We start from the raw sequence: 14,263 nt of genomic DNA on the forward strand, positions 1-14,263 counted from the left end.
CTCAGGCGGCGTTGCGGGTGACCAGGGCGACGATGACCGGTCCCCATAGCGTCAGGAAGACATTGGCCACGGCATAAGTGACGGTGAAGGAAACCACCGGCGTCGCATTGCCGGCCTTCGCCAGCAGCGCGGCGAAAGCCGGATTGGCGCTGCGGCCGCCCGCCACGCAGGCCAGGGCCTCGATGGGGTTGCGGATGCGCAGCACGTAGTAAGAAAAGAAGAATGTGATGACCTGCGGAATGAGCGTGACGCCCACGCCCAGGAAGAACAGCGCCAGCCCATATTGCTTGATCGCCGCCAGGGCCTGCGGCCCGGCGGTGATGCCGACGATGCCGACGAATACCGCCAGGCCGAAGTCGCGCAGGAATGTGGACGCGCCGATGGGCAGCGCGGCAAAGCGCGGATGCACGTTGCGCAGCCAGCCGAACAGCAGGCCCGAAAGCAGGCAACCGCCGCCGCTGCCGATCGACACCGGCACGCCCAGCAACTTGAACTGGATCATGCCGATAAGCATGCCCAGCGTCATGCCGATGCCGAAGAAGATGAAGTCCGTCACGGCGCCGGCGTTGATCTTGTAGCCGATGCTCGACTGCACCCTGTCCAGATCCTTGGGCGCGCCGACGAAATGCAGTTCGTCTCCACGCTGCAGGGTCAGCTTGCGCAGCACCGGCAAGTCCCTGCCCATGCGCCTGACGGCGGTCAGGAACACCCCGTGGCGGGACTGGACGCTGGCGTGATCATGGATATCGCCGAGCTCGCGATGGCACAGCGCGCGATTGGTCAGGATGATTTCGCGGCGCTCTTCCACCAACTGCTGCCGCGCCGGCGGCGCGATCTCGCCGCCCAGGACGCCAGGCATGGCGCCGATCAACTCGGCGCGCCCGGTGACCGCGACCTGGTCGCCGGCGCGGATGATCGTATCGTCGTTGAGCTCCAGCAAGGCGCCTTCTCGCCATACCGCCTCGATGGAGGCATCCGCGAGCTCCGTGTCTATGGCCATCACGGATTTGCCCACGGCCTTGCCGGTGGGCGAGACCGCGTACACGCGCGTCACGATGTCCTGCAGCGCGTCGAACTGGCCCGCCTCCAGGTCGAGGCGCCCACCCGACAAGGTGCGTGCAAGCTTGACCGCTTCGCCACGGATGTCCCACTTCATGATCCACGGCAGGAACCAGGTCACCATGATGATGGGGCCGAGGGAACCGAAGATATAGCAGACCGCGTAGCCCACGGCCACATTGGTCTGCATGGTGCTGGTCACCGCCGCCGGCAGGCCCAGTCGCGCCAAGGCGTCGCCCGCCGTGCCCAGAATGGCCGATTGGGTCAGGCCGCCGGCGGCGAGGCCCGCCGCCATGCCGCGGTCCAGTCCGAACATCCACGCGGCCACCAGCACGCACAGCAGGCCCATCACGCACATGACGAACGCGGACACCAGCTGGTTCAAGGAACGCCGGTTGAGCGCGTGGAAAAATTGCGGGCCGCCCTGGAAGCCGACGGCGTAGATGAACAAGGCAAAGAAGATCGACTTCAGGGCGGGATCGAAATTGATCAAACCCAATTGACCGACGATCACGCCGACCAGCAGCGTGCCGGCGATACCACCGAGGACGAAAGTCCCGATTTTGATTTTGCCGACGAAATAGCCGAGCGAGATCGTGATGAACAAGGCGATCAGCGGCTGGCTGACAATGAACTGACGTAGGGCATCCATGTCCTGATAGGCGTAGCGCCATCTCCGTGAAGCGGATGAAGGAAGTAATGCCGCCTTCATGACGATGGCGGACAGACCGGCAGGCGGTGGGGGAAGCGTGTAGGTGTGTGGCTACGGCATTCCTGCTTGGGAATGCATTCTCCGCATGGCCGCGCATGGCCGCCATCGGCGATCCCTTGATACTTCCTGTAGGCCTAGCCCTACACAGGACAGGTAGGTTTCACCACTGAAAGGAAGGAGCAGCGCCATCGGCCCGACGGGCCGATCCATCCACGGACATTGCGTCCGGTGATCCGGCTACATCAACAGGCCGTTCTCCGCCGCGTAGCGCGCCAGTTCGGCATTGCTGCGCACGCCCATCTTTTCCAGGATGCGGGCCCGGTAGGTCGTAACGGTCTTGGGGCTCAGATGCAGCACCTCGGCAATGTTCGCCAGGCTTTCGCCCTTGGCGATCATCTTCAGCACCTCGAGCTCGCGGTTGGACAAGGTTTCATGCGTGGCCGCGCCGCCCCCCGCCATCATGACGGCGAAGCGCTCCATCAGCGACGGGCTGACGTACTTGCCGCCGGCGGCCGCCTTGCGCACCGCTTCGATGAGCGTCGCGGTCGGGCTGTCCTTGGTCAGGTAGCCGGCCGCGCCGAGCTTCAAGGCGCGCACGGCGTAGATATCTTCGGCGTAGGTGCTCAGCACCAGCACCGCCAGGCCGGGACGCTCGACGCGCAGGGATTGCAGCAGGTCCAGCCCGTTCTTGCCCGGCATCGCGATATCGATCAGCGCAACATCGAACTCCTGTTCCTTGACACGCTCCAGGGCCTGCCTGGCATTCTCGGCCTCGCCCGCGACCTGGATGTCGGCGGCCGAGCTGAGCATCAGCCGCACGCCGTTGCGCACCACGGTATGGTCATCGACCAGCAGGACTTTGATGGGTTCACCGGCCATCGTTATCTTCCAAAGGCAATCGCAGGCCCACGCGCGTCCCGTGGCCCGCCGTGCTCGACACCGTCAATTGTCCACCGAAGTGGCGCGTGCGCTCCTGCATCCCCTGGATGCCCCAGGAATGCCGGTTGGCCGGCGACTCCGCCGCGAAGCCCTTGCCGTCGTCATGAATCTCCAGATTCACCACGCCATCCTTGACCGCGGCCTGCACCGTGACCAGCGATGCGTCCGCGTGGCGAACGACGTTGGTCAGGGACTCCTGCACGATCCGGAACAGCATGATGCTGCGATCGGCGTCCACCTCCGTCGCCAATGCGGAAGGCGCGATGATGCAGTCGCACACCAGGCCGAAACGGCTTTCCACCTGGCTGGCATGCCAGGCGATGGCTTCCCAGACGCCCAACTGGTCCAGCACGCTGGGCCGCAGGTCGTTGATCACCCGGCGTACGGCCTGGATGGCCTCTTCCGACAGCCGCGCCGCTTCCAACAGCAAGGGATCGGGGCTGCCGCCGGCCTGGGCGGCGCGCTCGGCCGACACCGATACGTGGGCCTTGATGCCGGTAAGCAGCGCGCCCAGTTCGTCGTGGATTTCCTGCGCGATGCGCTTGCGCTCGCTTTCCTTGATGCTTTCCTGGTGCGCCGCCAGCCGGCGCAGCGCCTCGCGCGACTCCCGCAGGGCTTCCTCGGCCAGCTTGTTTTGGGTGATGTCGATCAGGATCCCCTGCAGGAACAGCTTGCGTCCGGCCGGATCACGGACGACCTCGGCTTCGTCGCGGAACCAGCGTTCGCGGCCGTCCCTGGCGATCAGGCGATACTCCAACCGCATCGGCGTACCGTGGGCCATGCTGCCCGCGATCCCCGCTTCGGCGCGCGCGCGGTCGGCCGGGTGGATGGCGGACAGGCGCAAAGCCGGATCGGCCATCCATTCCTCCGCCGAAAAACCCAGCGTGCGTACCTGCGGGCTGACGTAGCGGTACGCGCCCGCGTTGCCCAGCTCGCGCACATAGGTGATGGTTTGCGTCTGCTCCACCAGCGTGCGGAACATGGCTTCGGCCTGGCGCTTGTCTTCCAGCAGGCGCTGGCCGCGCAGCATGCGCTCGATCGCGGCCGGCAAGGCCTGCAGGTAATGGCGGTCCTGGTCCTTGTACAGATAGTCGCGCGCGCCGTGCCGCATCATTTCCACGGCGACCGCGGCGCTTTCTTCGCCCGTCAGCGCCAGCACCGGTATGGGCACTTCGCCGGCGTCGTCGGCCAGCGCGGCCAGGAACTCCAGTCCCGTCCGGTCCGGCAGCCGGTAATCCAGCAGGACGGCGTCGAAGTCCTCGGAACGCAGGCGTTGCAGCGCGTCCTCGGCGGTTTCGGTCTCGATGATGTCGAACTGGGGGCTTTGTTCCGCCGCCAGGGCGCGGCGGCAGGCGATGCGGTCGACGACATCGTCTTCGACCAGCAGGATGCGGATGCGCGGCTTGCCCATGGGCGGCCCTTTTATCGTTCAGCGAACAGGCGCGCGATCGCTCCGCGCGCGAAAACGCCAGCTAGGGAAGCTCACTGATGGTCCAGTAAAGATCGATGGACCGCATGACGTCGACGAACTGCCGATAGTCCACCGGCTTGGCGATATAGCCCGCCACGCTCATATTGAAGCTGTTGATCTTGTCCTGCTGTTCTTCCGACGTCGTCAGCACGATAACGGGCAGCCGCCGCAATTGTTCGTCCGCCTTGATGACGTGCAGGAACTCGATGCCATTCATCACCGGCATGTTCAGGTCCAGCAGGATAATGCAGGGCCTTTCGTTACCGGCATCGCGCAGGTATTCCATCGCCTCTTCGCCGTTCTCGCTGCGCACCAGCGGGTTGCAGACGTTGATTTCCTTGAGCGCGCGCTTGACGGTCATGGCATCGACGGTGTCGTCTTCGACCAGCAGTATGGGTTTTGTCGTGGTTTTCATGAGGACATTTCCGATTCGTCCGGCGCCCGGCTGGCATCCAGGACCGGTAATGTGAACGAGAATGTGGTGCCGGCGCCTATGACCGATTGTACGGATATCTCGGAACCGTACATTTCCACGATCTTCTTGACCAGCGTCAGGCCTACCCCCGTGCTTTCGATGCGATCCCGCGGCGCCAGGGTCTGGAACAGCTGGAAGATGCGTTCGTGATGGCGCTCTTCGATGCCGGGCCCGTTGTCCGCGACGGCGAAGCGCCAGCGGTCGCCGGCCGGCTCGCAGGTGACGCGGATGATGCCCGCGGGCTTGTCCATGTACTTGATCGCATTGGAAAGCAGGTTCTGGAACAGCTGCTGCATGCGTGTGCGTTCAGCGTGGACCACCGGCAACGGGCCCTCCACGCGCACCTCGATATGGGGCGGCGGCGCCAGCAGATCGATGATTTCGCGTACCAGCACGTCGAGGTCCACCGGCGCGCGCGCTTCCTTGATGCGGCCGATGCGCGAATACTCCAGGATGCCGTCGATCAGCCCGCTCATGCGATGCACGCGTCCCACCAGCAGGCGCAGGTGTTCGCGCCCCTCGTCGTCCAGTTTATCGGCGTAATCGGCCATCAGCCAGTTGGCCAGAGAGCTGATCCCGCGCAGCGGCGCCTTCAGATCATGCGAGACGATGTAGGCGAAGTTGGTGAGCTCCTCGTTGGCGCTGGTGACCTCACGCAGCAGCTCGGCATACTGCGCTTCCGCGCGCTTGCGCTCGGTGATGTCGCGCACCATGCCAGTGAACATCCGGCGCTCCCCTACCCGCATCTCGGCCACCGCCAGGTCCATGGGGAAGACGGTGCCGTCCTTGCGCATGCCCAGCACCTCGCGGCCGATGCCGATGATTTTCTTTTCGCCCGTCCGCAGATAGTTGTGCAGATAGCCATCGTGCATCTCCCGGTACGGGCCGGGCATCAGCATGGATACGTTGCGTCCCAGCACCTCTTCCTGGGCATACCCAAAGACCCGCACGGCGGCAGGATTGAAGCGCTCGATGCGGCCCTGTTCGTCTATGGTGACGATGGCGTCCACGGCGGTATCGAACACGGCCCGCAGGCGGGCCTCGTTGTCCCGCACGTCCTGTTCCGCCTGCCTGCGCGCGCGGATGTCGCGGATGCTGACCATGTACAGCGTCAGGCCCCAGTGCGTGGTCAGCGGCGAAATGCAGAGCTCGACCGGGAGCGCGGTGCCGTCGGCGCGGCGTCCGGAAACCTCGATGACCTGGGTCGTTTCCCGCGCGGTTTCATCCTGCGCCGCCGGGCCATTGTCGTCGCCCGGCTCGCCCAGGGAGATATCGGGCAGCAGATCCTTCACCCGCAGCCCGCCCAGTTCATCGACGGGCCGGTCGAACAGGCGGGCCGTAGCGCTGTTGCCTATCAGGATACGGCCTCCGGCGTCGGCGATGACGATGGCTTCCTTGGCCGATCGTATGAGCCAGTCCAGGGTCTGGCTCTCCAGTAAGTGGTCTTTCATGCGGTGGCGTCGTGGCTGCCGGGTTGGACGGGTGGGCGGGGGCGCGGGCCGGCATAAGTACGCCGCCCGCGAGCGACCCAGGCGCGACGGGCGCGGGCCACGGCGGGATTTTAAGCGAGCGCTCGCCGGCCGAGGCCATTTTTTCGCGCGCACACCGGACCTCGGTCTGTAGGGGCGCACCCGTCAGCCGGCGTGCACGGCCAGCGGCTTGTCCGCCGCCGGGGGGCCGTCGCCGGTGTTCAGCGACAGACGCACGCGAACCTCGGAGCCCAGGCCGTGCGGCTCGACGCTGAAGCCGCAGCGCCGGGCAACTTCCAGCATGGCGTCGTTGTCCGCCATGACAATTCCGGACAACATGCCTATGCCGCGGTCCGTGCAATAACGGATCAGACGGCTCAGCAGCAAAGTGCCCAGCCCACGGTTCTTGTAATCCGAGCGCACCATCAGGGCGAACTCGGCCGCTTCCTTGTCGGGATCGGCAACGGCGCGGGCCTCCCCCACGATATAGTCCGCGCCCGACGCATCCTTGCGGACGGCCAGGAAAGCCATTTCACGGTCGTAGTCCAGCTGCGCCATCCGCGCCAGTTCGCGATGCTGCAGTTGTCCGACCATCCCGAAAAAGCGGCGGCGCAGGTCGTCCGGCGTCAGGGCAGACAGGAAACGGGCATAGAGCGCTTCGTCTTCCGGACGGGCCGGCCTGATCAATATGGTGGAGTCTCCCCACTGCATGCGTTCTTCGAGCTCGACCGGATAAGGCAGGATGGACAGCCTGTCGGTGGCCCGGCCCGCGTATTGCGCCACGCTGACGCGCGCATCGACGGCGACGACGCCCGCCGCGTCCGCCAGAAGCGGATTGATGTCCAGGCTGACGATCTGCGGAATATCGCACATCAGGCGCGATATCTGCATCAGTACGCGGTGCAGCGCCGCATGGTCGATGGCCGGGCGGTCCCGGTATCCTGCCAGCAATGCCGACACCCGCGTGCGCGACACCATGTCGCGGGCCAGCGGCTCGTTCAGCGGGACCAGCCCCACGGCACGATCGGCGACCACCTCGACGGATGTGCCGCCCTGGCCGAAGAGCACGATGGGACCGAAGACCGGGTCCACGGATGCGCCGACGATCAGTTCGTGCGCCTGCGGCCGCCGCAGCATCTTCTGCACGATAAAGCCCTGGATGGGCGCATCCGGCCGTAATTGCGCGACCCGGCGCAGCATGGCGTCGGCCGCGGTCCGCAGCTGCTCGCCGCTTTCCAGGTCCAGCGCCACGCCGCCGACATCGGATTTATGGGATATCGCCGGAGACAGGATCTTCAGCGCCACGGGATACCCAAGCGCGGCCGCGCAGGCCACCGCCTGCTCGGCGTCGCTGGCGATCTCGGTTTCCAGCACCGGAACGCCATAGGCGGCGAGCACCGCCTTCGCTTCGTTATCCGTCAGCATGGTGCGGCCTGCCGCCAGCACGCCGGCGACGATGGCCCGCACTTGCGCCGTATCGCCGTCGCGCTGGCCACCATTCGATGAAGGCGTTTCCAGCAACAGCGTCTGGTTGCGGCGGTATTCCACGGCATGCAGGAAGGCGCTGACCGCCTGCTCCGGCGTGTCGTACGTGGGAATGCCGGCGCGGCGGAAGCGCTTGCGCGCATGCAGCACGGCATCGCCGCCCAGCCAGGTAGCGAAGACGTTGCGGGAGGAGCCGACGATATGGGGCTGCATGGCCGCCGCGATATCCTCGCTGGGAACGATGGCGGTCGGCGCATGGATGAAGAGCACGGCATCGCTGCCGCGGTCCCGCAACAGGATATCGATGGTATCGACATAGCGGCTGACCGGCGCGTCGCCAACGATATCGATAGGGTTGGCGTGCGACCAGGTGGCCGGCAACACCGCATTCAGCGCATCCAGCGTTGCCGGATCCAGCGTCGCCAAGGCGCCGCCGCCGCGCACCAGCGCGTCCGTGGCCATGACGCCCGCGCCGCCGCCATTGGTCAGGATGGCCAGGCGCTCGCCGCGCAGAGGCCGCGCGCGGGCCAGGGTTTCCACGGCGTCGAACAGTTCGTCGGTGGTATCCACGCGCAGCATGCCGGCGCGGCGTATGGCGGCATCGTAGACCACGTCCGAGCCGGCCAGCGCGCCGGTATGCGTGGAGGCCGCCCGCGCGCCTTCCGCCACCCGGCCCGACTTGACGATGACCACCGGCTTGTTGCGCGCCGCCCGCCGCGCCGCGGACAGGAACTTGCGCGCGGAGGTCACCGCTTCCACGTACAGCAGGATGGCGTTGGTATCGGCGCTGTCCGCCAGGTAATCCAGCACGTCGCCGAGGTCGACGTCCGCGCTGTCGCCCAGCGTGACGAAGTGCGAAAAGCCGATGTTGCGGCTATTGGCCCAATCCAGCACCGCCGTCGCCAGGGCGCCGGACTGCGAGACAAAGGCAATGCGGCCGCGCAGCGCCATGGCGGGCGCGAAACTGGCGTTCAGGCCCAGGCCAGGGACAAGCAGGCCCAGGCAGTTGGGGCCGAGGATGCGCAACAGATGCGGCCGGGCCGCGCGCAACATGGCTTCGCGCAGCGTGCCGCCGTCCGGCGCCGCGGCCGACAGGCCGGCGCTCAGCACCACCGCCGCCTTGGTGCCCTTCGCGCCCAGTTGCGCGATCAGGGCCGGAACCGTCGCCGCGGGCGTGCAGATGACCGCCAGATCCGGCGCCCGCGGCAGGCTTTCCACGTCGGGATGGCAGGCCAGTCCGCGCACCACGCAATACTTGGGATTGACGGCGTAGATCGTGCCCGCATATCCGGCGGCAAGCAGGTTGGAAAGGACATGGGCGCCAACCGTATACGGCTGCTCCGAGGCACCGATGACCGCCACCGATTCGGGCCGGAACAATGCCTGCAGGTTTCTGATCGTCATCGTCGCGCCTCCCCCTGTATGCCCGCGCGCAGGCTCAGTGGGCCGAGCCCGGCTTGGCTTCCTTGTGCGGCACCAGCATCACCGGGCATTCGGACAGGCGCACGAAGCTCTCGGCCACGCTGCCCAGCATCAGTCGCTGGAATCCACGGCGTCCATGCGTGCCCATGACCACCAGGTCCACGCCGGCCTCGGCCGCCGTGGCCTGCAGCTGGTCGGCGATGGTGCCGCTCATGAGGCCCAGATCCACCATTTTGACCGCGCCGTTCACGTTGGCGTCACGGAACTTCGCCTGCGCGGTGTTGAGCACGGACTGGGCTTCTTCCACCATGGCGTCGTGGAAAGGCTCGACGTCGATGAAGGCGGAGGAATACATGGAACTGGGGTATTCCACGATATACACGGCCAGGATGCGGGCGTGTTCGGATCGGGCCAGCGAAATCGCGTGGTCCAGGGCGCGCTCGGAAGTGACGCTGCCGTCAACGGCAACCAGGATGTGTCGGTACATGATGTCCTCCTAGGGGAGAACCCACTTTATCGGCACCGGGCGATGCACCCATTGATATGGGTCAACGGCGGCGGACGTTTGTACGCGGCCGCCGCGCGAACGCCGGACGGAAATGCGGCCGTGCTCGCGCCGCCGCGGCAAGGACGGCATGCAGCTTGCGGGCCGGGGGCGCCCCGACTCATCACGGACCGACATCGCCATGCAAGATACCGCCGCCACGCCAGCCGGGCCCGCCAGCCCCCAGCCCTTCTTCCTTGGCCGCGCCGACGCGGAACACGCGCTTGCGCTGGTAATGCCTTCAATCGAGGCGGCCCTGCGCAATCCGGCGGTGGGCGAAAGCGGGATTCTCTATGTGGTCATCATGAATCCCGCGCTGCGGCCGTGGGAGGCGCGGTTCGAGGACGCGATCCTGCTGGAACACGCGGCCGGCCGCGACCGCGCCGACTGGGATGCCGACTATGCCGCGTACGCGCGGGCCAAGGCGCGCACCACGTGGCGGCTGGGCCGCGACACGCACGACGCCGCGACGCAGGCGCCCCATCTGCTGCGCGCGGGCGACGCGGGGGTCTGGGGCAGCGCCGTGGTGGACGGGATCGTCGTGGCGACCAGCGGCGCGAATCCCTGGTATGACGAAGCCTTCTCCGGCGCGATCGCCTATGCGCTGCGTGCGGTGGCCAAGGGCCGTGCCCTGGCGCGGCCGCCGTCCCTGCAATTGGGCTGAACGAGGCCCGGTGATCCGGCGCCGCCCCGCCGAAGCGAGGCGGCGCCGCGGCCGGGCGCGGGAAGATCAACCCGTCGCCGCATCGTAGCGGCGCGCCACCTCATCCCAATTGATGACGTTGTAGAACGCCGAGATATATTCCGGCCGGCGGTTCTGATACTTCAGGTAGTAGGCGTGCTCCCACACGTCCAGCCCCAGGATGGGCTGATTGCCGGTCATCAGCGGGCTATCCTGGTTCGCCGTGCTTTCCACGACCAGCTTCTGCTGCGGGGTCACGCTCAGCCAGGCCCAGCCGCTGCCGAAACGCGATAGGGCGGCTTTGGTGAAGGCGTCCTTGAACTTTTCCATGCCGCCCAGCTGGCTGTCGATCGCCGCCGCCAGGTCGCCCGTGGGTTCGCCGCCGCCGTCGGGCGACATCACCGTCCAGAAAAGGCTGTGATTGGCATGGCCGCCGCCGTTGTTGCGGACGGCGCCGCGCACGGTTTCCGGCAGCTTATCGATGCCGGCGACCAGCTCTTCGATGGGAGGGAAAGGCAGCTTCGCCCCTTCCAGCGCCGCGTTCACGTTATTGATATAGGTCTGGTGGTGCTTCGTGTAGTGGATCTCCATGGTTTGCGCATCTATGTTCGGCTCCAGCGCGTCATAGGGATAGGGCAAAGGAGGCAGTGTGTAGGCCATGCGACTCTCCGATGAATGGTTCATGGTGGGATACAGGAGCCGATGGACCTCGACGCATGCCGCCGCGCCCCCATCGGCGCATGGCGACGCCTGGGGTGGCAGGGGGCATGGGGTTTCCGAAGGATGAGCAGCATTGGGGCTCCCGCGCGCAGGGCGGACACCGGGGCATGATACAAGCCCGCGGCGCCCGGCCATGGTCGAAACGGGTCCGCAGGAAACGTACCGGTGCGCGCGCCATCGCCGGCAAGGCGGGCACGGCGTTTGCACGAGCGGCGTGCCTTGTCGGATCCCACCATGCCGTCCATACAGAACAAGTCCCCAGCCCAAGCGCCCAAGAGCCCGCCCGAGCCGGCCCCGGCCACGACCCCGCCCGTCGCCAACCCTTGCTGCGAAGTCGCTGGCCTGGTCTATGTCGATGATCGCGGCCCCGGCATCACGCGGCGCATCTCCGGCGAGGTCTACGAGTACTTCGATCCCAAGGGCAAACGCATCCGCGATCCCGAGGTCATCGCGCGCATCAATGCGCTGGTGATCCCGCCGGCATATACGGATGTGTGGATATGCCCCGACCCCGCGGGCCACATCCAGGCCACCGGCCGTGACGCGCGCGGGCGCAAGCAGTACCGCTATCACCCCTCCTGGCACGCGGTACGGGACGCCAACAAGTACGAACAGCTGACCGAGTTCGCGGCCGCCCTGCCCCGCATCCGCCGCAAGGTCGAGCGCGACCTGGGCAGGCCCGGGCTGACGCACGACAAAGTGGTTTCGGTCGTGGTGCGCCTGCTGGAAACCACCTTCATCCGTATCGGTTCGTCCACGTATGCCCGCACCAACGGATCCTACGGGCTGACGACGCTGCGCAGGCGCCACACCACCATCGCCGGCAGCCGCATCCGCTTCCGTTTCAAGGGCAAGAGCGGCGTCGAACATGACGTGACGGTGAACGACCGCCGTATCGCGGGCGTGGTGAAACGCTGCATGGAAATCACCGGCCACGAGCTGTTCACCTATCGCGAGGACGACGGCAAGGTGCGGACGGTGGATTCCGGCTGCGTCAACGACTATCTGCGCGAAGCCGGCCAGGCCGACTTCACCGCCAAGCACTACCGCACCTGGGCGGGGTCGGTGCTGGCGCTCGCCGAGCTCGGCAAGCGGCCCTGGACGACCCAGACCGAAGCCAAGCGCAATGTGGTGGAGGTGGTCAAGGCGGTGGCCAAGCGCCTGGGCAATACGCCCACTGTTTGCCGGCAGTGCTACATACACCCCCGCATCCTGGAAGCCTACCTGGCCGGCGAAATGTCCGGCCACGGCGCGGCGCCGTCCACGCCGCGCGGACTGAACGCCGACGAACGACGCCTGCTGCACTTCCTGTCCACCCCGCCGTCGCCTCGCGAGCAGGCGGCGGGCGTGGCGGAGAAACAGGAAATGCCGCTGGACGAGCGGCCGGCCGATACGCCGAAAAAGGAAAAGCAGTTGCGCGAACGCGGCCGCGCCAGGCAAGCCGCCGCCCGCCCGGCCGGCGCCGCGGCGGCGGCCCCGGCCGTCGCCTGAGTCACGCGGTGTGGGCGTGCGCCGCCTTCGCCACCAGGGCGATGAATTCGCGGTTGAAGGCGGGCAGGTCATCGGGCTTGCGGCTGCTTACCCAATTGCGATCCACCACGACTTCCTGGTCGACCCAGGTCGCGCCGGCGTTGCGCAGGTCATCCTGCAGCGACGGCCAGCTGGTCAGGGTCCGGCCCCGTACGAGGCCGGCGGAAATCAGCAGCCAGGGGCCGTGGCAGATCACGCCGACAGGCTTGCCCGCGGCATCCATGCGCCGTACGAAGTCCAGGGCCTTGGGATGGCGCCGGATCTCGTCCGCGTTGACCACTCCGCCGGGCAGCATGACGGCGTCGAACTTCTCCGGCTCCGCGTCCACGTCGATGAAGGTCAGGTCGACCTTCACGGTGTCGCCCTTGTCGGTGTGCTTGAAGCCCTGGATGGGCTCCAGCGTATTGGACACGATCACCGCCCTGCCGCCGGCTTCCGTGATCGCCTTGCGGGGTTCGATCAGCTCGGCCTGCTCGAAGCCGTCGACCGCCAGGATGGCCACCGATATACCTTTCAATTCCTCAGCCATTGTGTACTCCATCGAAGACATGGTTATCGAAACGCCGGCGCGGCCGGCGACCTTCCGTCCGCAGCAAACCCGGTGCCGGCGCCGGCCGCGCCGGCGGCTTACAGCGCCCTGAAGCATCAGCCGCTTAATCCAGGCACAATCGCGATCGTGCGGGCGTATGTCAAAACCGCCCAACGCAGATCAATAACCGAACGGGAGATAAACAATGAAGGCATATGCCAAGCGCGTGCTGGCGGCAACGGGACTCGCGGCCGGGCTGCTCATCCAGGGCGCGCCCGCGGCGGCGCAAGGGGCGGACGACTACCCCAGCAAACCCATCACCATCGTGATTCCCTATGCGCCCGGCGGCTTCGCCGATACCCGCATGCGGCTGATCGCCGCCAAGCTGGAACCGCGGCTCAAGCAGACGGTGATCGTGGAGAACCGCGCCGGCGCGGGCGGCGTGGTGGGCACCAATTTCATCGCCCGCGCCAAACCGGACGGCTACACCATCGGCGCGGGCAACCTGGCGCCCCTGTCGGTCAATCCCACGCTGATGCAGAGCATCCCCTACGATCCGGTGAAGGATCTGGCGCCCGTCATACTGATCGAGAACAGCCCGCTCGTGCTCAGCGTCAACAACACGGTCAAGGCCAAGAACCTGCAGGAGCTGATCGCGCTGGCCAAGGCCGAGCCGGGCAAGCTGACTTTCGGCTCTTCCGGGGTAGGCGGCGCCCATCACCTGTCCGGCGAAATGTTCGCCGAACAGGCGCACATCGAGATCACCCACGTGCCGTACAAAGGCGGCAACCTGGCCTCCACCGACCTGATGGGCGGGCACATCACCATGATGTTCGAAATGGGCTACGCCGCCCTGCCCGCCATCCAGGGCAATAAGGTGCGGCCCATCGCAGTCACCGCCGCCAAGCGCCTGGCCGTGCTGCCGGACGTGCCCACCATGGCCGAAGCCGGCCTGCCGGGCTATGAATCCTATAACTGGCAAGGCATCGTCGCGCCGGCCGGCACGCCGCGTCCCATCATCGATCGCCTGAACCAGGAACTGAACGCGGTGCTGAAGGATCCGGAAGTCGCCAAGGCCATCGTCGATACGGGCAGCCAGGCCGCCGGCGGCACGCCGGAAGACTACGCCGCCTTTATCAAGTCCGAAACCGCCAAGTGGGCGCAGGTGATCAAGGAAGCCAAGATCGCGCCGCAATAAGCGCCGCGCCTTTCCTCCGCGCATAGCC

The 14,263-nt window shown here is 66.6% G+C and carries 12 protein-coding genes; 3 read left to right on the top strand and 9 right to left on the bottom strand.

What is annotated here, in order from left to right:
• Position 1: 1 nt before the first annotated feature.
• From aspT to ACNA0R_RS19035, 7 genes are all read right to left on the bottom strand, one after another.
• Positions 2-1,711, bottom strand: coding sequence for an aspartate-alanine antiporter (gene aspT, locus ACNA0R_RS19005; protein ID WP_415827610.1), 1,710 nt, complete (start codon positions 1,709-1,711; stop codon positions 2-4).
• Positions 1,712-2,008: 297 nt separating this feature from the next.
• The gene (locus ACNA0R_RS19010; protein WP_415827611.1) at positions 2,009-2,650 is read right to left on the bottom strand and encodes a response regulator; all 642 of its coding nucleotides are present in this window, start codon (positions 2,648-2,650) and stop codon (positions 2,009-2,011) included.
• Entirely contained in the window at positions 2,640-4,121 is a 1,482-nt protein-coding gene (locus ACNA0R_RS19015) for a hybrid sensor histidine kinase/response regulator (protein ID WP_415827612.1), read from the bottom strand. Before ACNA0R_RS19015 ends, ACNA0R_RS19010 begins: the two co-directional genes overlap by 11 nt.
• A 61-nt stretch (positions 4,122-4,182) precedes the next feature.
• The gene (locus ACNA0R_RS19020; RefSeq protein ID WP_415827613.1) at positions 4,183-4,596 is read right to left on the bottom strand and encodes a response regulator; all 414 of its coding nucleotides are present in this window, start codon (positions 4,594-4,596) and stop codon (positions 4,183-4,185) included.
• Positions 4,593-6,107: a sensor histidine kinase gene (locus ACNA0R_RS19025; RefSeq protein ID WP_415827614.1), complete on the bottom strand. Its 1,515-nt coding sequence runs from the start codon at positions 6,105-6,107 to the stop codon at positions 4,593-4,595. The genes ACNA0R_RS19020 and ACNA0R_RS19025 overlap by 4 nt, the downstream gene beginning before the upstream one ends.
• A 183-nt stretch (positions 6,108-6,290) precedes the next feature.
• Positions 6,291-9,014, bottom strand: coding sequence for a bifunctional acetate--CoA ligase family protein/GNAT family N-acetyltransferase (locus tag ACNA0R_RS19030; protein WP_415827615.1), 2,724 nt, complete (start codon positions 9,012-9,014; stop codon positions 6,291-6,293).
• Positions 9,015-9,048: 34 nt separating this feature from the next.
• Positions 9,049-9,519 carry a universal stress protein gene (locus ACNA0R_RS19035; RefSeq protein ID WP_415827616.1) on the bottom strand — a complete coding sequence of 157 codons (471 nt, stop codon included), beginning with the start codon at positions 9,517-9,519 and terminating at the stop codon, positions 9,049-9,051.
• A 199-nt stretch (positions 9,520-9,718) separates the two neighbouring features.
• Here ACNA0R_RS19035 and ACNA0R_RS19040 point away from each other — a divergent pair, with 199 nt between their 5' ends.
• On the top strand, positions 9,719-10,240 hold the full coding sequence (locus ACNA0R_RS19040; RefSeq protein WP_415827617.1) for a hypothetical protein: 522 nt from the start codon (positions 9,719-9,721) through the stop codon (positions 10,238-10,240).
• A gap of 66 nt (positions 10,241-10,306) precedes the next feature.
• On the opposite strand, the gene ACNA0R_RS19045 is transcribed toward ACNA0R_RS19040, so the two are convergent.
• On the bottom strand, positions 10,307-10,918 hold the full coding sequence (locus ACNA0R_RS19045; protein ID WP_415827618.1) for a superoxide dismutase: 612 nt from the start codon (positions 10,916-10,918) through the stop codon (positions 10,307-10,309).
• 294 nt (positions 10,919-11,212) lie between these two features.
• On the opposite strand from ACNA0R_RS19045, the gene ACNA0R_RS19050 reads away from it, so the two are divergent.
• A complete protein-coding gene (locus tag ACNA0R_RS19050; protein ID WP_415827619.1) occupies positions 11,213-12,469 on the top strand; it encodes a DNA topoisomerase IB in 1,257 nt (418 codons plus the stop codon).
• 1 nt (position 12,470) lies between these two features.
• On the opposite strand, the gene ACNA0R_RS19055 is transcribed toward ACNA0R_RS19050, so the two are convergent.
• Positions 12,471-13,037 carry a type 1 glutamine amidotransferase domain-containing protein gene (locus ACNA0R_RS19055; RefSeq protein WP_415827620.1) on the bottom strand — a complete coding sequence of 189 codons (567 nt, stop codon included), beginning with the start codon at positions 13,035-13,037 and terminating at the stop codon, positions 12,471-12,473.
• A 205-nt stretch (positions 13,038-13,242) separates the two neighbouring features.
• On the opposite strand from ACNA0R_RS19055, the gene ACNA0R_RS19060 reads away from it, so the two are divergent.
• The gene (locus ACNA0R_RS19060) at positions 13,243-14,235 is read left to right on the top strand and encodes a Bug family tripartite tricarboxylate transporter substrate binding protein (protein WP_415827621.1); all 993 of its coding nucleotides are present in this window, start codon (positions 13,243-13,245) and stop codon (positions 14,233-14,235) included.
• Positions 14,236-14,263 lie beyond the last annotated feature (28 nt).

Origin of the sequence: Bordetella sputigena (genome assembly GCF_965137885.1) — a bacterium.
Classification (GTDB): Bacteria; Pseudomonadota; Gammaproteobacteria; order Burkholderiales; family Burkholderiaceae_B; genus Bordetella_C; species Bordetella_C sputigena.